At 63.1% G+C, this 23,431-nt stretch carries 22 protein-coding genes and 1 riboswitch; of the genes, 14 read left to right on the top strand and 8 right to left on the bottom strand.

Annotated features, from left to right (window positions below; translation table 11 throughout):
* Positions 1-81: 81 nt before the first annotated feature.
* A riboswitch (S-adenosyl-L-homocysteine riboswitch) is annotated at positions 82-218 on the top strand.
* A 32-nt stretch (positions 219-250) separates the two neighbouring features.
* The 9 genes from ahcY (at position 251) to RW095_RS34235 (ending at position 10,230) form a co-directional block, all read left to right on the top strand.
* Positions 251-1,672, top strand: coding sequence for an adenosylhomocysteinase (gene ahcY / locus RW095_RS34275; RefSeq protein WP_317020252.1), 1,422 nt, complete (start codon positions 251-253; stop codon positions 1,670-1,672).
* A 154-nt stretch (positions 1,673-1,826) separates the two neighbouring features.
* Entirely contained in the window at positions 1,827-2,180 is a 354-nt protein-coding gene (locus RW095_RS34270; RefSeq protein WP_006052549.1) for a phage holin family protein, read from the top strand.
* Positions 2,181-2,191: 11 nt separating this feature from the next.
* Positions 2,192-3,022, top strand: a complete 831-nt coding sequence (metF, locus tag RW095_RS34265) for a methylenetetrahydrofolate reductase [NAD(P)H] (protein WP_317020251.1) — start codon at positions 2,192-2,194, stop codon at positions 3,020-3,022.
* Positions 3,023-3,328: 306 nt separating this feature from the next.
* Complete coding sequence (locus RW095_RS34260) at positions 3,329-4,957, top strand: ABC transporter substrate-binding protein (protein WP_317020250.1); 1,629 nt, start codon at positions 3,329-3,331, stop codon at positions 4,955-4,957.
* A 150-nt stretch (positions 4,958-5,107) separates the two neighbouring features.
* Positions 5,108-6,118: an ABC transporter permease subunit gene (locus RW095_RS34255; RefSeq protein WP_317020249.1), complete on the top strand. Its 1,011-nt coding sequence runs from the start codon at positions 5,108-5,110 to the stop codon at positions 6,116-6,118.
* A gap of 8 nt (positions 6,119-6,126) precedes the next feature.
* Positions 6,127-7,044, top strand: a complete 918-nt coding sequence (locus RW095_RS34250) for an ABC transporter permease subunit (RefSeq protein WP_317020248.1) — start codon at positions 6,127-6,129, stop codon at positions 7,042-7,044.
* Positions 7,045-8,049, top strand: coding sequence for an ABC transporter ATP-binding protein (locus tag RW095_RS34245; protein WP_317020247.1), 1,005 nt, complete (start codon positions 7,045-7,047; stop codon positions 8,047-8,049).
* Positions 8,046-9,065 (top strand): peptide ABC transporter ATP-binding protein, encoded by a 1,020-nt coding sequence (locus RW095_RS34240; protein ID WP_128586135.1) that lies wholly within the window; start codon positions 8,046-8,048, stop codon positions 9,063-9,065. Before RW095_RS34245 ends, RW095_RS34240 begins: the two co-directional genes overlap by 4 nt.
* A complete protein-coding gene (locus RW095_RS34235) occupies positions 9,058-10,230 on the top strand; it encodes a TraB/GumN family protein (RefSeq protein WP_317020246.1) in 1,173 nt (390 codons plus the stop codon). The genes RW095_RS34240 and RW095_RS34235 overlap by 8 nt, the downstream gene beginning before the upstream one ends.
* 28 nt (positions 10,231-10,258) lie before the next feature.
* Here RW095_RS34235 and RW095_RS34230 read toward each other — a convergent pair whose 3' ends face one another.
* The 6 genes from RW095_RS34230 to pxpB form a co-directional block, all read right to left on the bottom strand.
* Positions 10,259-12,043, bottom strand: coding sequence for a tetratricopeptide repeat protein (locus RW095_RS34230; RefSeq protein WP_317020245.1), 1,785 nt, complete (start codon positions 12,041-12,043; stop codon positions 10,259-10,261).
* A gap of 212 nt (positions 12,044-12,255) precedes the next feature.
* Positions 12,256-13,212 (bottom strand): DUF979 domain-containing protein, encoded by a 957-nt coding sequence (locus RW095_RS34225; RefSeq protein WP_317020244.1) that lies wholly within the window; start codon positions 13,210-13,212, stop codon positions 12,256-12,258.
* Positions 13,209-13,958 (bottom strand): DUF969 domain-containing protein, encoded by a 750-nt coding sequence (locus RW095_RS34220; RefSeq protein ID WP_317020243.1) that lies wholly within the window; start codon positions 13,956-13,958, stop codon positions 13,209-13,211. Before RW095_RS34220 ends, RW095_RS34225 begins: the two co-directional genes overlap by 4 nt.
* A gap of 252 nt (positions 13,959-14,210) precedes the next feature.
* Positions 14,211-14,963 (bottom strand): 5-oxoprolinase subunit PxpA, encoded by a 753-nt coding sequence (gene pxpA / locus RW095_RS34215; RefSeq protein WP_128586138.1) that lies wholly within the window; start codon positions 14,961-14,963, stop codon positions 14,211-14,213.
* Positions 14,964-15,060: 97 nt separating this feature from the next.
* Entirely contained in the window at positions 15,061-16,113 is a 1,053-nt protein-coding gene (locus RW095_RS34210; RefSeq protein ID WP_317020242.1) for a 5-oxoprolinase subunit C family protein, read from the bottom strand.
* Positions 16,110-16,763 (bottom strand): 5-oxoprolinase subunit PxpB, encoded by a 654-nt coding sequence (pxpB, locus tag RW095_RS34205; protein ID WP_317020241.1) that lies wholly within the window; start codon positions 16,761-16,763, stop codon positions 16,110-16,112. Before pxpB ends, RW095_RS34210 begins: the two co-directional genes overlap by 4 nt.
* Before the next feature lie 201 nt (positions 16,764-16,964).
* On the opposite strand from pxpB, the gene RW095_RS34200 reads away from it, so the two are divergent.
* A complete protein-coding gene (locus RW095_RS34200) occupies positions 16,965-17,477 on the top strand; it encodes a winged helix DNA-binding protein (RefSeq protein ID WP_020070795.1) in 513 nt (170 codons plus the stop codon).
* A gap of 114 nt (positions 17,478-17,591) precedes the next feature.
* Here the strand turns inward: RW095_RS34200 and RW095_RS34195 are convergent, their stop codons facing one another.
* Complete coding sequence (locus RW095_RS34195; protein ID WP_317020240.1) at positions 17,592-18,134, bottom strand: 5-formyltetrahydrofolate cyclo-ligase; 543 nt, start codon at positions 18,132-18,134, stop codon at positions 17,592-17,594.
* Between the two features lie 77 nt (positions 18,135-18,211).
* Between RW095_RS34195 and RW095_RS34190 the strand changes: the two genes are divergently transcribed.
* From RW095_RS34190 to RW095_RS34175, 4 genes are all read left to right on the top strand, one after another.
* Positions 18,212-20,179, top strand: coding sequence for a lytic transglycosylase domain-containing protein (locus RW095_RS34190; protein ID WP_317020239.1), 1,968 nt, complete (start codon positions 18,212-18,214; stop codon positions 20,177-20,179).
* 81 nt (positions 20,180-20,260) lie between these two features.
* Complete coding sequence (locus tag RW095_RS34185; protein ID WP_317020238.1) at positions 20,261-21,214, top strand: complex I NDUFA9 subunit family protein; 954 nt, start codon at positions 20,261-20,263, stop codon at positions 21,212-21,214.
* A gap of 44 nt (positions 21,215-21,258) precedes the next feature.
* Positions 21,259-21,912 carry a glutathione S-transferase family protein gene (locus RW095_RS34180; RefSeq protein WP_317020237.1) on the top strand — a complete coding sequence of 218 codons (654 nt, stop codon included), beginning with the start codon at positions 21,259-21,261 and terminating at the stop codon, positions 21,910-21,912.
* The gene (locus RW095_RS34175; RefSeq protein ID WP_317020236.1) at positions 21,909-23,141 is read left to right on the top strand and encodes a multifunctional CCA addition/repair protein; all 1,233 of its coding nucleotides are present in this window, start codon (positions 21,909-21,911) and stop codon (positions 23,139-23,141) included. Before RW095_RS34180 ends, RW095_RS34175 begins: the two co-directional genes overlap by 4 nt.
* A gap of 93 nt (positions 23,142-23,234) precedes the next feature.
* Here the strand turns inward: RW095_RS34175 and RW095_RS34170 are convergent, their stop codons facing one another.
* Positions 23,235-23,429, bottom strand: a complete 195-nt coding sequence (locus tag RW095_RS34170) for a DUF2905 domain-containing protein (protein ID WP_020070801.1) — start codon at positions 23,427-23,429, stop codon at positions 23,235-23,237.
* Between the last annotated feature and the right edge of the window lie 2 nt (positions 23,430-23,431).

Raw genomic sequence — 23,431 nt, 5'->3', positions numbered from 1 at the left:
CTCAACAGCCCACCCCCGAAAGCCCAGCCCAAACCGATCCTCGCGCCCCGAAGCCATCTCGATTTGCTACAATCGCCGTTCGTCTTCGAGGAGCGTTGCGACGGGTACCGCGAATCAGCATATTCGCCGGCCGCCCGCCAGGCTCGAAGGCTTCAATCGGAAGGACCGGATGCGCATGGCGCTTTCCGATCCACCGCATCGAACCGCGCTCACGTCAAATTTCTAGTCACTACTTAGAAAGGAGGGCGTGATGAACGCCGCAGTTATCGATTCCCAAGCTTCCCAAGACTACATCGTTGCCGACATGTCGCTTGCCGACTGGGGCCGCAAGGAACTCACCATTGCAGAGACGGAAATGCCCGGTCTCATGCAAACGCGTGACGAATACAAGGCGCAGCAGCCGCTGAAGGGCGCGCGCATCGCAGGTTCGTTGCACATGACTATCCAGACCGGCGTGCTGATCGAAACGCTGACCGCGCTCGGCGCGGACGTGCGCTGGGCATCGTGCAATATCTTCTCGACGCAGGATCACGCCGCCGCCGCGATCGCCAAGGCCGGCACACCGGTGTTCGCGTTCAAGGGCGAGTCGCTCGACGAATACTGGGAGTTCTCGCACCGCATTTTCGAATGGCCGAACGGCGAGTTCGCGAACATGATTCTCGACGACGGCGGCGACGCGACGTTGCTGCTGATCCTCGGCTCGAAGGCCGAGAAAGACCGCTCGGTGATCGCCAAGCCGACCAATGAGGAAGAAGTCGCGCTGTACAAGTCGATCGAGCGTCATCTGGACGCCGACCCGACGTGGTACTCCACGCGTCTCGCGCACATCCAGGGCGTGACGGAAGAAACCACGACCGGCGTGCATCGTTTGTATCAGATGGAAAAGGAAGGCCGCCTGCCGTTCCCGGCAATCAACGTCAACGACTCGGTCACCAAGTCGAAGTTCGACAACCTGTATGGCTGCCGCGAGTCGCTCGTTGACGGCATCAAGCGCGCGACCGACGTGATGATCGCGGGCAAGATCGCCGTGGTGGCCGGTTACGGCGACGTGGGCAAGGGCTGCGCGCAATCGCTGCGCGGTCTCGGCGCAACCGTGTGGGTCACCGAAATCGATCCGATCTGCGCACTGCAAGCGGCGATGGAAGGCTACCGCGTGGTGACGATGGAGTACGCGGCGGACAAAGCCGACATTTTCGTCACGGCAACGGGCAACTACCACGTGATCAACCACGATCACATGAAGGCGATGCGCCACAACGCGATTGTGTGCAACATCGGCCACTTCGATTCGGAAATCGACGTGGCGTCGACGCGTCAGTACCAGTGGGACAACATCAAGCCGCAAGTCGACCACATCATTTTCCCGGACGGCAAGCGCGTGATTCTGCTGGCTGAAGGCCGCCTCGTGAACCTGGGCTGCGCGACGGGCCACCCGTCGTTCGTGATGTCGAACTCGTTCACGAACCAGACGCTCGCCCAGATCGAACTGTTCACGCAAGGCGAGAAGTACGAGAACCGCGTGTACGTGCTGCCGAAGCATCTGGACGAGAAGGTCGCGCGTCTGCATCTGGCGCGCATCGGTGCGAACCTGACCGTGCTGTCGGACGCGCAGGCGGGCTACATCGGCGTCGACAAGAACGGTCCGTTCAAGCCGAACCACTACCGCTACTAAGTACGCGCGTTCCGGTACGCCCTTCGCGCGTAAGTGCGAGGGCAGCCTGAAAGCATGCATGATGGTGTGACGACGGGGCGGCGCTTAGGCGCCGCTTTGCTCGCCATGCCTGCCTTTTTCGTTCAACGGACATCCTGCCTGCAAGGAGCTTTACATGACCGTTCTGCTGACCTGGCTGATCAATGCACTGGCGCTGCTGATCATCACCTACCTCGTTCCGTCGATTCATATCCGCAGCTTCGGCACCGCGTTGATCGTCGCGGTAGTGCTCGGACTGATCAACACGGTCCTGCGTCCGGTGCTGATTCTGTTGACGCTGCCCGTCACGATTGTCACGCTCGGGCTCTTCATTCTGGTGGTCAATGCGCTGTGCTTCTGGCTGTGCGCGTCGCTGCTGAAGGGCTTCGAAGTGTCGGGTTTCTGGTCGGCGTTCTTCGGCTCGATTCTGTACAGCATCGTTTCATGGCTGCTGTCCGCGCTCATTTTCGGCAACCGCAGTCTCGGTTGACATACTGAACCATGAACCCGATCGAACTTTCATTCGAATTCTTCCCGCCGAAAACGCAGGAAGGCGTCGACAAACTGCGCGCAACGCGTGCGCAACTCGCTTTACTCAAGCCCAAGTTCGTGTCCGTCACGTTTGGCGCGGGCGGCTCGACGCAACAGGGCACGCTCGATACCGTCGTCGATATGGCGAAGGAAGGGCTGGAGGCGGCGCCGCATCTGTCGTGCATCGGCTCTTCCAAAGAGAGCTTGCGCGCGATCCTCAACGAGTACCGCGCGCATGGCATTCGCCATATCGTCGCGCTGCGTGGCGACCTGCCGTCCGGCATGGGCGAAGTCGGCGAGTTGCGTTATGCGTCGGAACTGGTGAGCTTTATACGCGCCGAATTCGGCGACTGGTTCTGGATCGAGGTGGCGGGCTACCCGGAATATCATCCGCAGTCGCGCTCGCCGCGTCACGATCTGGAAAACTTCGCCCGCAAGGTGAAGGCCGGCGCCAATTCCGCGATCACGCAGTACTTCTTCAACGCGGACGCGTATTTCCGTTTTGTCGACGACGCAAGGAAACTCGGCGTCGACGTGCCGATCGTGCCGGGCATCATGCCGATCACGAACTTCTCGCAACTGATGCGCTTCTCCGAGATGTGCGGGGCTGAAGTTCCGCGCTGGGTCGCACGCCGGCTGGAGAGTTTCGGCGACGACCGCGAGTCGATTCGCGCGTTCGGGCTCGACGTGGTGACCGACCTGTGCAAGCGTCTGACCGACGCGAAGGTGCCTGGTCTGCATTTCTATACGCTTAACGGCGCCGCGGCGACCACGGCGATCTGCGAGCGGTTGGGCGTTTGAACGGCTGACTCGTCGTTGTTGCTGGTTGTTTTGCCTGGGCCGTCGCGCGGATCGATGCGCGGCGGCTCTGGTAAGTTGTCTCTTTTCCAAAGCCTTCTCCAGATCTCCAATCAGGACAACTCGAAACGATTCCACAGGAATCGCTGCGATGTCCTACTCTGAAAGTCATTCGAAAGAGGTCTCGGAATATCCGCGCAGGCGCGCCGGGGGCGGCGTCGCGGATAATTTCCTCTGCTTGTGACACCGGGGAAAGCTCAGTAATATCGCGCTACGCTGGCGTCAGCCAGCCCCGAACCTGGAGGAAACATGAAGCAAAACAACCTGTTGCGCGCCGCGCGTGTTACGACGCTCGTCGCAGCTGCAGCGGCATCGCTGGTGGGTGCGAACAGCGCGCACGCCGAGATTCCGAACAAAACACTCGTTTACTGCTCAGAAGGCAGCCCTGCGGGTTTCGATCCGGCCCAATACACCACGGGCACCGATTTCACGGCCAATACGTTCACCGTCTATAACCGCCTCGTCGAGTTCGAGCGCGGCGGCACCAAGGTCGAGCCGGGCCTCGCCGAAAAGTGGGATGTCTCCGCGGACGGCAAGACGTACACGTTCCACCTGCGTCATGGCGTGAAGTTCCAGACCACGTCGTTCTTCAAGCCGACGCGCGAATTCAATGCGGATGACGTCATCTTCACGTTCGAGCGCATGCTCGACGCGAACCAGCCGTTCCACAAGGCCTACCCGGTGCAGTTCCCGTACTTCACCGACATGGGTCTGGACAAGCTGATCACGAAGGTCGAAAAGCTCGATCCGTACACGGTCAAGTTCACGCTGAAGGAAGTCAACGCGCCGTTCATCCAGAACCTGGCAATGGAATACGCGTCGGTCCTGTCTGCTGAATATGGCGATCAGTTGCTGAAGGCCGGCAAGGCCGCCGACATCAACCAGTTCCCGGTCGGCACGGGTCCGTTCATCTTCCGCAGCTATACGAAAGACGCGACCATCCGTTTCGACGGCAATCCGGATTACTGGAAGCCGAACGCGGTCAAGATCTCGAAGCTGATCTTCTCGATCACGCCGGACGCCGGCGTGCGCGTGCAGAAGTTGAAGCGCGACGAATGCCAGGTGATGAGCTATCCGCGCCCGGCCGATATCGCGCCGCTGAAGGCCGAATCGAATCTCGCGATGCCGTCGCAGCCTGGCTTCAACCTGGGCTACCTCGCGTACAACGTGACGCACAAGCCGGTCGACAAGGTCGAAGTGCGTCAGGCGCTCGACATGGCGATCAACAAGAAGGCGATCATCGACTCCGTGTACCAGGGCGCAGGCCAGGCCGCCACGAACCCGATGCCGCCGACCCAATGGTCCTATGACAAGAACCTGAAGGGCGCATCGTACGACGCGGAAAAAGCCAAGGCGCTGCTCGCGAAGGCCGGTTATGCGAACGGCTTCGAGATCACGCTGTGGGCGATGCCGGTGCAACGCGCATACAACCCGAACGCACGCCTGATGGCGGAAATGATCCAGGCCGACTGGGCCAAGATCGGCGTCAAGGCGAAGATCGTCACGTACGAATGGGGCGAGTACATCAAGCGCGCACACGCAGGCGAAGACGACACGATGCTGATCGGCTGGACAGGCGACAATGGCGATCCGGACAACTGGCTCGGCACGCTGCTCGGCTGCGACGCGGTGAACGGCAACAACTTCTCCAAGTGGTGCCACAAGCCTTTCGACGATCTGATCCAGAAGGGTCGTTCAACGTCCGACCAGGGCGCGCGCACGACGGCATATACGCAGGCGCAGCAGATCTTCGCGCAGCAACTGCCGTTCTCGCCGATCGCTCACTCGACGGTCTACCAGCCTGTCAGCAAGAAGGTGGTCGACATGCGTATCGAGCCGCTCGGCTACGCTCGCTTCGACGGCGTCAGCGTCAAATAAGGCGCCAGATATTGCGTCAGGCAAGTCGTAAAATTCGCGCAGTACGCTTTTCGCACGGTTAGAAAACTGGTCGAAATGGTCCGGCGACCGGGGTCACGAGCCCTCGTCGCCGGTTGCGTTTTTTCTTCATCAAGACCATGGGGACGAACCATGTTCCGCTTTGTTTTGCGCCGCATCGGCATGGTGATACCGACGTTCATCGGCATCACGATCCTTGCATTCGCGCTGATTCACCTGATACCGGGCGACCCCATCGAAGTGATGATGGGCGAGCGCGGCGTCGATCCGGCGATGCATGCCGCGGCTATGCACCGTCTAGGGCTCGACGAACCTCTGCCGATGCAGTACGTCCACTACATCGGCCGCGCGCTTCACGGCGATCTCGGCACTTCCATCATCACCAACACGAGCGTCATGGGTGAGTTTCTCGCCCGCTTCCCCGCCACCGTTGAACTGTCGATTTGCGCGATGCTGTTCGCGCTGATCGTCGGCCTGCCGGCGGGCGTGTTCGCGGCGCTCAGGCGCGGCACGGCGGTCGATCACGGCGTGATGGGTACAGCGCTGACCGGCTATTCGATGCCGATCTTCTGGTGGGGCTTGATCCTCATCATGGTGTTCTCGGTCAAGCTTGGCTGGACGCCGGTGTCGGGCCGCATCGCGGTCGAATACGACATTCCGCACGTGACCGGCTTCATGCTGTTCGACGCGATGATGTCCACCGACGAAGGCGCGTTCAAGTCCGCACTGAGCCATCTGATTCTTCCCGCCATCGTGCTCGGAACGATCCCGCTTGCGGTCGTCGCGCGCATGACTCGTTCGTCGATGCTCGAAGTGCTGCGAGAAGACTACATTCGCACCGCGCGCGCGAAGGGTTTGTCGCCGGGGCGAGTGATCGTCGTTCATGCATTGCGCAATGCGTTGATTCCGGTGGTGACGGTGATCGGTCTGCAGGTCGGTACGCTGCTTGCGGGCGCGGTGCTGACGGAGACACTCTTTTCGTGGCCGGGCATCGGCAAGTGGCTGATCGATGCAATTGGCCGTCGCGACTATCCAGTCGTGCAGGGCGGTATCCTGATGATCGCCACATTGGTGATCTTCGTGAACCTCGTCGTCGATCTGTTGTACGGCGTGTTGAATCCGCGCATTCGCCATACGAGGTAATTTCGGAAATGGCAGACATACAAAACACAGTCCCCACAGCAGTAACTCCGCCTGGCGGCCGCGCTATCGCCGCTCGCGAATTCTGGGCGAATTTCTCGCGCAATCGCGGTGCGGTTGGCGCCGGCATCGTCGTTTTGCTGCTGATCGTCGTGGCAATTTTCGCGCCGCTCATCGCGCCGCATAGCCCGATCGAACAGTACCGCGACTTCGTGAAGATTCCGCCTGCATGGCTCGAAGGCGGCAACTGGCGGTTCGTTCTCGGCACCGACGAAGCCGGCCGCGACATCCTCTCGCGTCTGATGTACGGCGCGCGACTGTCGTTCTGGATCGGCTTCGTGTCGGTGGTGCTCGCGCTGATTCCGGGCGTCGTGCTTGGCCTCATCGCGGCATTCTTCGAGAAGTGGGCCGATACGCCGATCATGCGCATCATGGACGTGCTGCTCGCGCTGCCGTCGCTGCTGCTCGCGGTGGCGGTGGTCGCGATCATCGGTCCGGGCCTCGTCAATACGATGCTGGCAATCGCGATCGTCGCGTTGCCGGGCTACGTGCGTTTGACGCGCGCTTCGGCGCAAGGCGAGTTGCAGAAGGAATACGTGACGGCTTCGCGAGTGGCCGGCGCCGGCACTTTGCGTCTGATGTTCTCGCAGGTGCTGCCCAACTGCACCGCGCCGCTCATCGTGCAGGCAACGCTCGGTTTCTCGTCGGCGATTCTGGATGCGGCGGCGCTCGGCTTCCTCGGCCTCGGCGTACAACCGCCGTCGGCGGAGTGGGGCGCAATGCTGGCCTCGGCGCGTGATTACATCGACAGCGCATGGTGGATCGTCACGATGCCTGGTTTGTCCATCCTGATCTCGGTGCTCGCCATCAATCTGCTCGGCGACGGGCTGCGCGACGCACTCGATCCCAAACTGAAACGGATGGCATAAATGGACAATCTACTGACCATCCGCAATCTGGCGGTGAACTTCAACGGACTACCCGCTGTCGACCGGATCAATCTCGACGTCGCGCCGGGCGAAGTGCTCGGCGTCGTCGGCGAATCGGGTTCGGGCAAGAGCGTGACGATGATGGCGTTGATGGGCCTGATCGACGCCCCCGGCAAGGTCACGGCGGACGAAATCAAGTTCAACGGCCGCGATCTGCTGAAGGCATCGGCGAAGGAACGCCGCAGGATCATCGGCAAAGATATCGCGATGGTGTTCCAGGACGCGCTCACGAGTCTGAATCCGAGCTACACGGTCGGCTATCAGATCAAGGAAGTGCTGAAGCTGCACGAAGGGCTGCGCGGCGCCGCGCTCGACAAGCGCGCGCTCGAACTGCTCGATCAGGTCGGCATTCCGGACGCGAAGAGCCGCATTGGCGCGTTTCCGCATCAGATGTCGGGCGGCATGAACCAGCGCGTGATGATCGCCATGGCCATTGCCTGCAACCCGAAACTGCTGATCGCCGACGAGCCGACCACCGCGCTCGACGTAACGATCCAGGCGCAGATCATGGAACTGCTGATGCGCCTGCAAAAGGAGCGCGGCATGGCGCTCGTGCTGATCTCGCACGACCTCGCGGTGGTGTCCGAGGTCGCGCAGCGCGTCGCGGTCATGTACGCTGGCGAAGTGATCGAAACGAACAAGGTGCCGGACATCTTCGCCGCGCCACATCATCCGTACACGGAAGCGTTGCTGGCCGCGATTCCCGAGCATAACGTGGGCGCCGTGCGTCTCGCTGCTTTGCCGGGCATGGTGCCGGGGCGCGACGATCGTCCGAAAGGGTGTCTGTTCGCGCCGCGCTGCAAGTACGTGGTCGACGATTGCATGAGGGCGCGGCCCGCGCTCGCGCCCATGCAAGGTCACGCCGAAGTGGCGCGCGTGCGCTGCATCAAACCCCTGAACCTGAGCGGCGACGCGAACGTTCACACCCATGGAGGCGCACGATGAACGCAGTACTCGAAACGCGGCGCCAGTCTGACCATGCGGGCGATCACGTGCTGGTCGCCGACAAGCTCGCGCGTTATTACACGGTCAAGCGCGGCATGTTCGCGACGGGCACGGTGAAGGCGCTCAACGGCGTATCGTTCGCGCTCGAGCGCGGCAAGACGCTCGCCGTGGTCGGCGAATCCGGCTGCGGCAAGTCGACACTCGCGCGCCAACTCACCATGATCGAAGCGCCCAGCGCGGGCCGTTTGCTGATCGACGGTGAAGACGTGGCCGGCGCGGATCACGCGAAAATCGCGGCGCTGCGGCGGCGCGTGCAGATGGTGTTTCAGAACCCGTTCGCGTCGCTCAACCCGCGCAAGACCGTCGAGCAGACGCTCGGCGAACCGCTCGCGATCAACTCCCAATTGAGCGCAACGGAACGCGCGGAACGCATCGCTCAAATGATGCGTACCGTCGGCCTGCGTCCGGAACATGCGAAGCGCTATCCGCATATGTTCTCAGGCGGTCAACGTCAGCGGGTGGCTATTGCCCGCGCGATGATTCTGGACCCGCAGATCGTTGTCGCCGACGAACCCGTGTCGGCGCTCGACGTGTCGATCCAGGCGCAGATTCTGAACCTGTTCATGGATCTGCAGCAGGAGTTCAAGACGAGCTATGTGTTCATCTCGCACAATCTGTCAGTGGTCGAGCATATCGCCGACGACGTGATGGTGATGTACTTCGGCGGCGTGGCCGAACTCGGCGACAAGAAACGGATTTTCTCGAAGCCGCGGCATCCGTACACGCGCGCGTTGATGTCGGCGACGCCGTCGATCTTCGAGGCAGATCGCACGATCAAGATCAAGCTGCAAGGTGAGATGCCTTCGCCGCTGAATCCGCCGTCGGGCTGCACGTTCCATCAGCGCTGCCCCTATGTGATCGACCGTTGCCGCAGCGAGGAGCCGAAGCTGCGTGAAGTGGATGGCCGTCAGGTGTCGTGTCACCGCGCCGAGGAGGTGGGGGACGTGGATGCCTGATGCGCTGGCGGCGCGTCGTCTTGCGCGCCGCTCGCGTGATGGCGGCCGCCGCGCTGCCTTCACGCGACGCTTGCGGGCGCGTGCCCTGACCGGTGCCGCGCTCGTCGGCGTTTGCTCCGTTGTGTATTTCTCCGCGGCACTGGTCGGCCTCGCGCATGCTGCCGGCGCCGCGGCCAATACACCTGCGGCTGGCGTCAATTCAACCGCGCAAGGTGCGCGTCCCGCATTACCGGTGCCGCACGCGCCGTCGCAGCCACGCGCCGCGCTGCCGGGCTTCAACCCGCCGCCCGCCACACCTGGTACGACTGCGAGCGGGCCGGTGCGCCTGCAACCGGCGCGCATGCCGTTCTACGTCGCGACTCGCGGTACGACCACCATCTACGTTCTGGGCACGCTGCATGTTGGCGATCCCGCCGATTACCCGCCCGCTCAGCCGTTTCGTCCGCCGATCATGGGCGCGTTGGCGGCTTCGCCGACCCTCGCGCTCGAACTCTCGCCGGACGAGCTACTGGTCTCGCAAGACGATGTCTCCAAGTACGGCGTATGCCGCCGCGACTGCCTGCCCGGCCTCTTGCCGGAGCCGCTGTGGCGCAAGCTCGCGTTCCGATTGCGCGGCAATCCCGCGGCGTTGGATGAAATCAAGAAGATGCGCCCGTGGCTCGCGTCGTTGCTGGTCGAAACCTACGACTCGCTCAGCGCCGGCTTGCAGACCGAGTACGGCACTGAAGCGCAGTTGCAGAACGTGTATCTGCGTACACGCGGCAAGATTATCGGCCTCGAAACCTTACCGCAGCAGATGCGCGCCTTCACCGGGCTCACGCTCGCCCAGCAACGCGAGATGCTCGCGCAGGATCTGATGCAGACGCCCGCGCAAAACGTCGAGGACGTGCGGACCTTGCACCGCCTGTGGCGTGTTGGCGATGCGGATGCAATCGCCGCCTGGGAGGCCGCGAAAACCGAAAAGCTGGCGCGCGACAAGCAGGTGTCCAACTCGATCGACGACAGGATCGTGTACGCGCGCAACCGGCGCTTCGTCTCGCGCATGCTGCTGATCGCCGCTCCGAACAAGCCGGTGTTCGTGGCGATCGGCGCATTGCATCTTGGCGGCCGCAAAGGCGTTCTGCAGCTTTTGCGACAGCATGGGTTTGTGGTGGAGGCGGGGTGAGGTATCGACGCAGCTGTGGCGAGTCTATCTACCGGCCCTCTAACTCGTTGACGATTTCCCCCACCACCCCCGCCCATTCCCCCAGCACCTTCTGCATTCCCGGATACCACGGCGAGTCGCTGCGTTCTTCGAGCCAGCGCCAGTCTGAATTGGCCGGCAGCAGCAGCCATACCGGCTTGCCGAGCGCGCCGGCCAGATGCGCGACGGCGGTGTCGACGGCGATCACCAGATCGAGGTTCATGATCAGCGCGGCGGTGTCTTCAAAGTCGTTCAACTCGCCGCTGAAGTCGTGCGCACGGAAGGCTTGTGGGGCGACGGCGAGTTGCGCGTGCGCGGGGCCTTTCTGCAACGGATACCAGTCGACATTGGCGACACGGGCGAGTGCGTGCAGGTCGGCAAGCGCCATTGACCGATAGCGGTCGTTGCCGAAGGTCGGACTGCCCGCCCACACGAGGCCCGCTCTACGGTTGGCGTGGCCGGTTTTCTTCAGTTTCTTGCGCCAGGCTTTGACCTTGGCGTCGTCCGCAAAAAGGTACGGCAGTTCGGCCGGGATGGTGGACAACTCGGTGCCGACGCATGAGGGCACGCTCATCATCGGCACCCAGAAGTCGTAGCTGGTTTCGGGTTTGCCGCTGAACACGCAATCTACGCCCGGCACGCGTTGGACAAGACTCCGCAACGGCTCGCGCACGCAGACGTCCACTGTCGCGCCACGTTCTTGCAGCAAGCGCGCATAACGCAGGAACTGGAAATGATCGCCGAAACCCTGCTCGCCGACGATCAGCAAACGACGCCCCTTGAGCGGCTCGCCGCGCCATTCGGTTACGCCCGGAACCGCGAGCGCTTCGTAATCGCTCTTACGCCAGCGCAGCGCAAACTCGGCCCAACCCTGCTTGAAATCGCCGCGCTTGAGCAGCAGCCACGCAAGGTTCTGATGGGCGTCGGCGTAATGCGGATCGCGGGTGAGCGCCTCGCGATAGAACGTCTCCTCTTCGTCGAGCCGTCCCTGCGCCCCGAGCGAGCCGCCCAGGCACACGAGGTTGGTCGGATTCGGCGCGATTGCAACCGCGCGACGGTAGTGCGACTCCGCGCCCGCATAGTCGCCACGCTTGCCGATCGCGCTACCCAGGTTGATGTGCGCCTCGGCGTAGTCGGGCCGCAGTGCGAGCGCGCGCTCGAAACTGGCGACCGCCGCCTCGTGCTCGCCCTGTGCGTTGTGCGCGTTGCCCGTGTTGAAGTGCGCTTCCGCTGAAGCCGGATCGACTCGCAAAGCATCGCGATAACACGCCAGCGCTTCCGCAAAACGGCCAAGCTTGCCGAGCGCGGTGCCGAGATTCAGATAGGCATCCACCAGTGCCGGGTTCGACGCGATCGCAAGCCGATACTGCCCGACCGCTTCGTTCAACGCGCCTTGCGCCTGCAAAGCGACGCCGAAGTTGTTGCGCGCGTCGGCGAAATCGGGTTGCAGTTGCAACGCCTGGTCGTAACAGATGGTGGCTTCGTCGAGATGGCCGAGCGCGGCGGCGGCAAGGCCCCGGTTGCTCCAGCAGGCGGCGTCGTGACGGTCGTATTTGAGCGCGTGGCTCATCAGCGCGGCGGCGTCCGCGTGTTGCCCGCGCTGATAATGCAGTACCCCGAAGTAATGCAAAGCCTGCGAATTCGTCGGCGCGAGCGTCAGGATTTCTCTGTAGATGGAGTCGGCGGTGTCGAGCCGGCCGGCCTGATGCGCGTCGAGCGCGGCCTTCACGAGCGAGGCAACGCTGGCTGACGGCGGCGCGGTAGGCGCGCCGGTGCGCTGGGATTGACGTTCCATGGAAACCTGCGGGAAAGGCTCCGGCGGCGCGCGCTGCACGCGCCGGCGCGTGTGGATGGGAGATCGCCCTGCATCTTATGGTCGGCATCATGGACCGACGATCGGACGCATCCTATTTCCCTTGCAGGCTTTTCATGTTTGAGGTGCTTCGCCGATGTGCCGCGGAAACGTCGCGCGACACATCGGAAATTGCTGCTTTTTACGGAACGCTTTTACATGAACATCAGGAAATTGAGCAGGAAGATGTTCACCACCAGCAAGGTCAGCGCGGTCGGTATCTGAACCTTGATCACCGCGTTCTTATCCGGCAGTTCCAGCAACGCCGCCGGCACCATGTTGAAGTTCGCGGCCATCGGCGTCATCAGCGTGCCGCAGTAGCCCGAGAACATGCCGATTGCCACCATTACGGCCGGGTTGCCATGGAACACGCCGACGAGAATCGGCACGCCGACGCCGCCCGTCATCACCGGAAACGCGGCGAAGCCGTTGCCCATGACCATCGTGAAGAGCGCCATGCCGATGCAGTACACGGCCACCGCGATAAACCGGTAGTCGAGACTGATATACGCCGTGGTCACGTGAGCGACGGCTTTGCCGACACCCGCGTCCGAGAACACGAGGCCGAGCATGCCGAGCATTTGCGGCAACACGGCGGCCCACGAGAGCGCGTCGACGAGGCGGCGCGTTTCCTTCATCGACTGCCCGACGGTGTCGCGCGTCAGCACGCAAGCAATCGCGAGCGCGATGACGCAGCCGATGCCGAAGCCGATCAACGTGACGTTGGCCTTCTCGATCAGCGGAACGCCGCCGAACACGAGATGGCTCGCCGACAATGTGATGATCACGGTGACCACGGGAATGGTCAGCGCAGGCACGAACAGCTTGTTGCCAAGGCGTGCGGCGCTCGCCTTGCGCGCTTCGAGCGACAGCACTCTCGGCTTGCCCGAGGTGACGCCGCCGAAGCCTGCGATCAGCGCCATCACGATCACGGCGACGCCGACCACTGCGAGCGGCAGTTTGTCGCCGATCAGAAAGATCAGCGCATAAAGAATCCAGAAGCCGCCGGCCGTCAGGCGGCGCGGATGTTCCTTATCGGTGACGATCATGCCGCCGACGATTAGCAGCACCACGCCCAACAGCCAGAAGAGATAGGTAATCGAGAGCGTCATGCTTTGTCTCCTGCGGCGGATTGCGTCGGCGATACGGCGGCATTGCCCGCGTTCGCGTTGCCGCGCAATTCGCGGTCGAGCTTGCGGTCAAGCAGATACAGGCGGAAGCCGTGAATGAGAAACGCGCAGATTGCAGTGGGGATGCCCCAGACCGCGACGTGAATCGGCTCGACGATAATGCCTGCCTCCTTGAGGAAGGTGGTCATCAGCACGATCGCACCGAACGCAACGAAAATGTCTTCGCCGAAGAACAGGCCCACGTTATCCGTTGCCGCCGAAAACGCCCGCAGCTTGAAGCGCACTGCGTCGCTGATCTTGCCGAAGCGGGTTTCGGTTGCACCTTCGGCCATCGGCGCGATGAGGGGGCGCACCATCTGCGGATGCCCGCCGAGCCCGGTCAGTCCAACTGCCGCAGTCAGCTCGCGCACGAGCAGGTAAACGATCAGGAGGCGCCCGGCCGTGGCGGCCTTGATGCCGCTGATCCACGTCTGCGCACGCTCGCGCAGGCCATGCCGTTCCAGCAGGCCGATCACCGCGAGCGGCAGAAGAATGATCAACGGAATGTTGCGCGTCTTGATGAAGCCAGTGCCGATCTCGGCGAGAATTTTCTCGACCGGAAAATGCGCGGCCAGACCCGTGATGATCGCGGCGACTGCCACGATCAGCATCGGATTGAACCGGAATAAAAAGCCAACGATGATGACGGCCACGCCGATGAGCGGCCATAGACTGACTGTTGTCTGCATCTGGATCTCCAAACAGGTTTCAACGTCGCCGCTTGTGACGGCTAACATGGGCCGGCGCGTGGCGATCCGCGCGCCGTCTTGTTTCCGCGGCTCTTGATGGCCGCGTTGCTACGCACTGCAACTGCTCATGCACCTGCATTCACTGCGATGAATCGACTGCGGATACTGCAAATACGGCACGCCTCGCATCTGGCGAACGCCCCGCATGTAGCGGGGCGTTCAGAGCATAACGACGATACGGCGGCGCGTGCTTCAGACGCTTGCTGCGCCGGCCGCGTGCACGTCGATACCGGCCTGTTCGAGCGCGCTGCGGATGCGCCGGGCGAACGCGAGTGCATGCGGCCCGTCGCCGTGCAGACAAATGGTCTGCGCGTTGAGCGGCACCCATTGACCGTCGACTGCGCGCACCCGCTGCTCGCGCACCATCGCAAGCGTGCGTTCGAGTACTTCGTCTTCATCTTCGAGGAGCGCGCCGGGTTCCTTGCGCGGCACGAGCGAGCCGTCGGCGCGATAGCCGCGATCGGCGAACACCTCTTCGATGGCGGTCAACCCCGCGTTGCGCGCGGCCGTCACGAGACCGCTGTTGGCAAGCGCGAAGACCGCGACCGACGGATCGAAGTCATGCACGGCCGAGACGATCGCGTCGGCGATCTTCGCGTCGCGCGCGGCCTGATTGTAAAGAGCGCCATGCGGTTTCACGTGCGCGATGCGCCCGCCCTCGGCCTGCGCGATCGCCGACAACGCGCCGAGTTGATAAAGCACGCCCGCGTAGATGTCGCCCGCCGGCAAGTCCATTTCCTTGCGGCCGAAATTTTCCGGATCGTTGAAGCTCGGATGCGCCCCGATCGACACGCCTTTTTGCACCGCCCAACGCACGCAGTCGCGCATTGCATTGGCGCCGCCCGCGTGCCAGCCGCACGCGATATTCGCGGAGCTGACGAGGTCGAGCAGCGCCTCGTCGGAGCCGCAGCCTTCGCCGAGGTCGGCGTTCAGATCGATTTCCATGATGTTCCTCTACTCTCAAGAAAACGCGGCGCCGCCCCAAGTTTTCTTGCCCCTCGATAGGCCGGGCGCGACGCGCCAGGTTTGGGGGCGGTCATTGTCACAACGCTGCGGCGGCCATCTGCCGTGCGCAACGTTCTTCATGCATTGCTATGGCGGCGTCGATTTGCCGCAAATAGGTGCGCTCTTCCAGTAAAGCGTGGCGTGCTTCGTAGGGTGTGGTCGGAATGAAGCGGACCGCCGCATTCAGCCGCACCTGGGCGAGCTTCCACAAGTCGGCCTGAATGACCGCGCCGATCTTCGGATACCCGCCGGTAGTCTGCGCGTCGCTCATCAGCACGATCGGCTGGCCGTTCGGCGGCACCTGAATCGTGCCCGGCAGCACCGCATGTGACAGCAGATCCGCTTTGACTTTGCGCTTGAGCTCCGTGCCCGCGAGCCGGTAGCCCATGCGGTTGCTGTTCGGCGTGACCAGCCACTCGTCGGACCAGAAAGACTCGTGAGCTTCTTCGGTGAAGCTCTCGTACTCGGGGCCGCGCAGCACGCGAATGGGGACCGCCCAAGGCACGCCTGTCGGATGACGGCCGCGCCGCAGCGGTTCGTCCACGAGCACGAACTTGCACCAGGCGGGCGCTTTGACGCCGAACTCCGGCGCCTCCGGCGAGAAGCCGACGTGCGCGCGCTGCTGCGGCGCGCCGACCGGCAGGCGGTCGCCATCGCGCAGCGCGCGGCCCCCGAGGCCGCCGAAGTGAGCGGCGAGGTCGGTGCTGCGCGAGCCGAGCATCGGCAATACGTCGATGCCGCCCGCTATGCACACGTAGCCGCGCATGCCGCGCTTCGCCGCGTTCAGCACCAGTTCCTGGCCGGCCTTCACGGGCAGGCTCCACCAGGAGTAGACCGGCTTGCCGTCGAGCGTCGCGCCGAATTCGGTGCCGGTAATGGCCACCCGCGTCGGGCGCAAAAAGCGCAGCACGGTGGGGCCGAAGGTGATTTCGAGACCTGCGGCGTCGGGCCGGTTGCCGACGAGCCGGTTGCCGACTTCCAGCGACAGGCGGTCGAGCGCCCCACCCATCGCGACGCCCAGATGCCGGTAGCCCTGACGGCCGAGGTCCTGAATCGTGGTCAAAAGACCTGCGCGAATCACGTCGATCATGCGTGTATCCCCGCAATCGTAAAGCGCACCCGGTCGCCCGGCTGCAACAAGGTGGGCGGCCGGCGCGTCGGGTCGAACAGCGGCAGTTCGGTCCGGCCGATCAGTTGCCAGCCGCCGGGCGACGTGGCCGGATAAATGCCGGTCTGCTCCCCGCCGATGCCGACCGAACCGGCCGGCACTTCGAGTCGCGGCGATGCGCGGCGCGGTGTGTGCAGCGCCTCATCCAGTCCGCCCATATAGGCGAAGCCCGGCTGAAAGCCGAGGAAAAACACCACGTACTCGCCACCCGAATGCCGCTCGATCACCTCGCGCACGCTTAAGCCCGTGTGGTTCGCCACGGCACCGAGGTCGGGACCGAACTCCCCGCCGTACTGAACCGGGACTTCGACTTCGCGGCCCGCCGCGGGCGCTGCGCTGACCGCTTGCCAGGCATCCTGCAGCCGGGCCGTTAGCGCGTCACGGTCGCCTTCGACGGGGTCGAACACGAGCGTCAGGTTGTTCATGCCCGGCACGACCTCGAGCACATGAGGCCAGTCTTGCGCCAACTCGGCAGCCGCCCACACGCGGCGCTGGCAGTCCAGCGTCGCGGGTGGGGGCGCCTCGCAGACAAGCGCGGCGTCGCCGAGCGGAAAAATTCTGGGTTGGCTCATGGCTTGAAGACCCGAAGAAGTCGAAGAGTTCTGCGTTGAACACCGTCGGAAACCATGGGGGCGGGTTACGCGACGTCTGAAGCGTACATTGTCAATAAAATATCAACAATTTATCAATAAGAGTTTTCGCCAGGCTCGCCGCCGTGAGCCGCTCGTCGTACACTCCCGACACTCTCCATCCCGTTTTCCTGAGAAATTCACATGTCGCGGCATCCCACCAAGATCGTCTCGTCGGAACATCTCGTGTCGGACACGAGCGCGGAACTGTCCGAGCTCGAGTACGCACTCATCATGGCCGGCAACGCATTCAACCGATGGATGGTGCGCTGCATGTCGGCCGCCGGGGATAAGGACATGACCGCCATCGAGGTTTCGCTGCTGCATCACGTGAGTCATCGCGAGCGCCGCAAAAAGCTGGCCGACATCTGCTTCGTGCTCAACATAGAAGACACGCACGTCGCGACCTATGCGTTGAAGAAGCTCGTAGCTAGAGGGTATGTAAAAAGCGAAAAGACCGGCAAGGAAGTGTTTTTTTCGGCGACGGAAGCGGGCCGCGCGCTGTGCCTGAAGTATCGGGAGGTGCGCGAGAGTTGTCTCATCTCGACGCTAAAGGAAAGCGGCCTCACCAACGAGCAGATCGGCGACGCGGCGCAACTCATGCGCAACGCGTCGGGAATGTACGACACGGCCGCGCGCGCGGCGGCGTCGTTATGAAAGTGAGGCGCTGAGGTGCGCACCCGCGCGCATGAGCTTCCTGGCAGCGCGCAAAGCGCGCAAGCCGCCTGAGCCGCGCCAGGCGGCGTCGCCCCAGTCGCTCGCCAGACGCACCTAGCCGACGGCCCGCGCGTGAAGCCCCGTCTCGGTCACGATCATGTCTAGCGGAATGTCATGCACCTCGCGCTCCAGCGCAGGGGTGCGGCATGCGTCATACGCCACACCCACCGTGATCGGCTTCTTCGCGCCCGGCCAGCCCGCGAGCGTGCGGTCGTAATAGCCGCCGCCGTAACCGAGCCGGTAGCCGTCGGCATCGAAACCGACGCAGGGTACGAGCAGTAGTTCGGGAATCACCATTCGCCCGGTAGTGGGCTCCGCGATCTTGTGATGACCGATCTTCATCGGCGTATCCGGCGACCATGCGTGGAACTCGAGCGGCAGCCCGCGTTCCTTGATGATCGGCATACTGGCTTTGCGTTGCGGACTGCCGGTGAGCCAGATGGAGATCGCTGCGCGCGCATCGAATTCGCCCGGCAGCGGCCAGTAGAACCCCACGCTTTGCGCGTCGAAATGCTTCAGGGCATCGAGAACGCGGCGCCCGAGCGCGGCATTGTTCGTCGGCTCGGAAGCCGCTTGTAGCCTTGCTTCCAATAGCATTCGACGCAGCGCCTTTTTCGATTCCGCGACAGGGTTGCATGCTATGCTTGGGTTCAATTCGCGCTCCAGAAACAACGATGTCAAAAAGTCTTTATCGAGTATATCGCGCGGCCGGCATGGCGTTAGCCGCAGCGGCGCTCGTCGCATGCAGCACGGCGTCAGCCGTCAAGCCTCTTCCCATTTCGCAGCTCACCAACGACGATCAGATTTTCGTCCAGTTGCGCGAGGCCGCCCGCAATAACGACGCGGCTCGTGCCGTGCAGTTGGCAAGCATGATCCCGAGCTATCCGGCGCCTTCGTATCTGGAGTACTTCCAGATCAAGCCACAACTCTTCGATTCGAGCGGCCATGCGCGCGTCGACGCGCCAGACGCGCCGGTGCTCGCGTTCCTGCAGAAGTACGACGGCCAGGCGATCGCCGACCGCATGCGCAACGACTACCTCACGGTGCTCGGCACGCGCCACGACTGGCGCAACTTCGACCAGCAATATGCGCGCTTCGTGCTGAACGACGACACGCAGGTCAAGTGCTATGCACTCGAATCGCGTGCGTCGCGCGGCGAGAATGTCGCGGACGCGGCGCGCGCACTGCTCGTCGATCCGAAATGGTACGGCGACGGCTGCGTCGATCTGATCACGGTGCTCGGCGTGAACAAGCAGTTCAGCACCGACGACATCTGGCAACAGATCCGTCTCGCGTACGAACAGAACTATCCGAATACCGGCAGCAAGCTGGTCGACGCGCTAGGCGACCAGGCGCCCGATCCGGTGCTGTTCGGCCAGGCTACCAGTACGCCGCCGTTGTTGCTCGCGCACGGTGTCAGTCCCGATGCGCAATCGCATCAACTTGCATTGCTCGCCATCACGCGCATGGCTCGCAACGATCCGGCCATGGCCGCGGCCACGTTCGCGTCTGTCGCGCCGTCGCTGAATTCGCCGGAGCGCGCCGTCGGCTGGGGCACCATTGCCTACCAGGCGGCCGCCAAACAGATGCCGAGTGCCACCGACTGGTACAGGTTATCGGCAAACGCGCCGCTCTCCAATCCCGCATATGAATGGCGCACACGCACCGCGCTGCTCGCGGGAGACTGGAACATGGTGCGCTGGTCGATCGAGCAGATGCCGGTGGCACTGCGAAATCAGCCGTCGTGGGTCTATTGGCATGCCCGCGCGCTCAAGCAGGCGGGCGACACGACCACGGCCAACCAGGAGTTCGAATCGATCTCGCAGGCTTTCAACTTCTATGGGCAACTGGCCGCTGAAGAACTCGGGCAGAAGATTTCGGTGCCGCCGAAAACCATGGTGACCGATTCCGAAGTCCAGCAGGCCGGCAACACGCCTGGTTTCGATCTGGCGCAGCGCTTCTACGCGCTGAACCTGCGGCTCGAAGGCAATCGCGAATGGAACTGGCCGCTGCGCACCATGAGCGACCGTCAGCTGCTTGCCACCGCCGAATACGCGCGCCGTATCCAGCTGTATGACCGCACCGTCAACACCGCCGACCGCACGAAAACCGAACACGATTTCTCGCTGCGTTACCTGTCGCCGTTCCGGGACATCGTCGAACGCGATGCGCAGTCGAGCGGCCTCGACGTGGAATGGGCGTACGGGCTGATTCGCCAGGAATCGCGCTTCATCATCAACGCGCGCTCTGAAGTCGGCGCGGGCGGTTTGATGCAACTGATGCCCGGCACCGCGCAACTCGTCGCGAAGCAGATCGGCCTCGGCCCGATTTCGCGCGAGCAGATGAACGACATCAACACCAACATCCTGCTGGGCACGAACTACCTGTCGATGATCTACAATCAGTTCGATGGTTCCGCCGTGCTGGCCACCGCGGGTTACAACGCAGGGCCGGGCCGTCCGCGCAACTGGCGGCAGACGTTGCAGCATCCGGTTGAAGGCGCGATCTTCGCCGAGGCGATTCCCTTCCAGGAAACGCGTGACTACGTGAAGAATGTGTTGTCCAACACGGTCTACTACGCGGCATTGTTCGAAGGCCGTCCGCAATCGCTGAAGGCGCGTCTGGGTTACATCGCACCGTAAGCGCCGTGCCGCCGCTGCCTCGGTGCGAGGTAGCGGTGCGCCACGCCAGCCGTTGCCGCGGCTTCCACCAGGGAGTCGAAAATGCGACATAAAGCCATTGCGATCATTGGTGGTTCCGGTTTTATCGGAAGCCATCTCGTCAACGCCCTCGTTGAAGTGGGCAAAGACGTGCGCATCGCCACACGGCGACGCTATAACGCGCGCCACCTCACGCTGCTTCCTATCGACGTGGTCGAGACCGATGTCTTCGATCCAGTCCAACTCGCGCGCTTCGTCGAGGGCACCGACTGTGTGATCAATCTCGTCGGCACGCTGCACGGCAAGCGCCGCACACCATACGGTCCCGAATTCGCGCGCGCTCACGTCGAACTGCCCACCAAAATTGCGGCGGCTTGCGAAGGCAAGGGCGTGCATCGGCTCATTCATTTGAGCGCGCTCGGCGCCGACTCGAACGGCCCGAGCATGTACGCGCGCTCGAAGGGCGACGGCGAGAAAGCCGTGCACGCGTCGAATCTTGCGTGGACGGTTTTCCGGCCATCCGTCGTGTTCGGTCCGGAAGACCAGTTTCTCAACAAGTTCGCTTTCCTGCAGCGCATTTTCCCGGTGATCCCGCTTGCAATGCCGGACGCGAAATTCCAGCCTGTCTATGTCGGCGACGTCGCGAAGGCGATCGTCAACGTGCTCGATCTGGACGCGGCCAGCGGCAAAACCTACGAGCTTGGCGGGCCAAGCGTCTATTCGCTCGAAGAGCTCGTCAAATATTGCGGCGATGTCATCGGCCGGCACGCGAGCATCATCCGTCTGCCGCAAATGCTGGCGCGCATGCAGGCAATGACATTTGAAATGGCGCCCGGTGAACCCGTCATCACGCGCGACAATCTCGATTCGATGAAAGTCGATAATGTGTTGAGCCGGCCGCTCGCACCCGAGCTTGGCCTCGAACCGGCCAGCATCGAAACTATCGCGCCTGTCTATCTGAGCGGGGCGTCGGCACGCTCGCGTTTCGATGCGTTTCGCGCGAGCGCGGGACGCTGAACCTTTTCACCTTCTTCCTCATACTCTTCCTCATACGAACCCGCATGAAGCTGCTTATTGGTGACAAGAACTATTCGTCGTGGTCGATGCGTCCGTGGCTGCTGTTCAAGCATTTCGGCATTGCATTCGACGAAGTCCTGATTCATCTGGACCAGCCCGGCACCAACGCTGCCGTGCTTGCTCATGCGCCGAACGGCCCCGGCAAGATCCCATGTCTGATCGACGATGCGGGCCTTGCCGTCTGGGATTCTCTGGCAATCGCCGAGACGCTGGCCGAGCGCTTCCCTCAGCATGCGCTGTGGCCGCGCGACCCGGCGGCGCGTGCCCATGCACGCAGCGTGAGCGCCGAGATGCATTCCGACTTCGGTGAATTGCGCTCGAACATGTGGATGAACATCCGCGCGTCGTTCCCCGGCAAGAACGGAAAGCCAGGCGTGCTGGCCGACATCGCGCGTATCGAGGCGATCTGGCGCAACTGTCTGGACACATATGGCGGTCCTTTCCTGTTCGGCGAGTTCACCATTGCGGACGCGATGTATGCGCCGGTGGCCATGCGCTTCAATACGTGGCAGCCGGCGCTGTCCGAGACGTCGTCGGGGTATGTGCGCCGGATCAAGGCCGTGCCCGCCGTAAAAGCCTGGATCGACGACGCGCTCAGCGAGACGCACGCCGTTGCATATCTAGACGAATGCCCATGAACATCTATGCAGTAGGCGGCGCGATTCGCGACGAACTGCTGGGCGTGCCGGTCCAGGATCGCGATTACGTGGTGGTCGGCGCAACACCCGAGCAGATGGTCGCGCAGGGCTACCGTCCGGTCGGCAAGGACTTCCCCGTGTTCCTGCATCCGCAGACGCACGAGGAGTACGCGCTCGCGCGCACCGAGCGGAAAACCGCGGCGGGCTATCACGGCTTCCAGTTCTTCTACGCGCCCGACGTGACGCTCGAAGAAGACCTTGCGCGCCGCGACCTGACAATCAACGCAATGGCTCGCGAGGTGCGTCCGGGAGGCGAACTGACCGGCCCGGTGATCGATCCGTTTGGCGGTCAGCGCGACTTGCAGGCAAAGCTCTTCCGCCACGTCAGCGACGCGTTTCTCGAAGATCCCGTGCGCATCTTGCGGATTGCACGCTTCGCCGCGCGTTTCCCCGATTTCACCGTCGCGCCCGAGACACTCGCGCTCATGCGCAAGATGGTGGCGGACGGCGAAGTGGACGCGCTCGTCGCCGAGCGCGTGTGGCAGGAGGTGTCGCGCGGTTTGATGGAGAAGAAGCCGTCGCGCATGTTCGAAGTACTGCGCGATTGCGGCGCATTGGCGCGGATTCTGCCGGAGATCGACGCGCTGTTCGGCGTGCCGCAGCGCGCCGACTATCACCCCGAGGTCGATACGGGCGTGCACGTGATGATGGTGCTCGACCACGCGGCGCAGCAGGGTTATGCGCTGCCCGTGCGGTTTGCCGCGCTGACGCATGACCTCGGCAAAGCCACCACGCCCGAAGATATTCTGCCGCGGCATATCGGCCACGAAGGACGCAGCGTGGATCTGCTCAAGCCCCTATGCGAGCGCTTGCGTGTCCCGAACGAATGTCGCGACCTCGCGGTGCTGGTGGCGCGCGAGCACGGCAACATTCATCGCGTGATGGAAATGGGCGCGGCTGCGCTCGTGAGGCTGCTCGAGCGCAGCGACGCGATACGCAAGCCTTCGCGTTTCGCGGAAGCACTGCAGGCTTGCGAGGCGGACGCGCGCGGCCGGCTCGGTTTCGAAGCGCGCGAGTATCCGCAGGCGGAGCGTTTGCGAGTCGCGCTCGTCGCAGCGCGGGGCGTGGACGCGGGCGCCGTCGCCAGGCGGCTCGCCGATGCGCCGGCCGGCATCAAGGACGCCGTGCATGAAGAACGCGTGCGGGCTGTGGCCGCGGCGCTCGAGTGAGCGAAGTGGGGCGGTAGCGCGCGGGCGGTGTTGCTGGAAGTGCTATCCGGGCTGTCGCTGTCGCTGTCGCTGCCGCGATCAACCGCGGCGGCTTTATAAAAGCCTAGCGATCAGCGACAGCAACATCGACAGCAACAAGGTCGACATAAACGGAAAGTGATATTCGCGTCCGAAGAGACGCACGCTGACGTCGCCGGGCATTCGTCCAATGCCCAGCTTTCGAAGCCATGGCCAGCAAGCCGACAGCACCGCGAGGGCAACGAAAGTAGTCAACAGCCAGCGGATCATCG

The organism is Paraburkholderia kirstenboschensis, from assembly GCF_032806925.1.
In the GTDB taxonomy this organism is placed as follows: domain Bacteria; phylum Pseudomonadota; class Gammaproteobacteria; order Burkholderiales; family Burkholderiaceae; genus Paraburkholderia; species Paraburkholderia kirstenboschensis.
The sequence above is the reverse complement of the archived record's forward strand: the minus strand, read 5'-3'. Positions and strand labels throughout refer to the sequence as shown.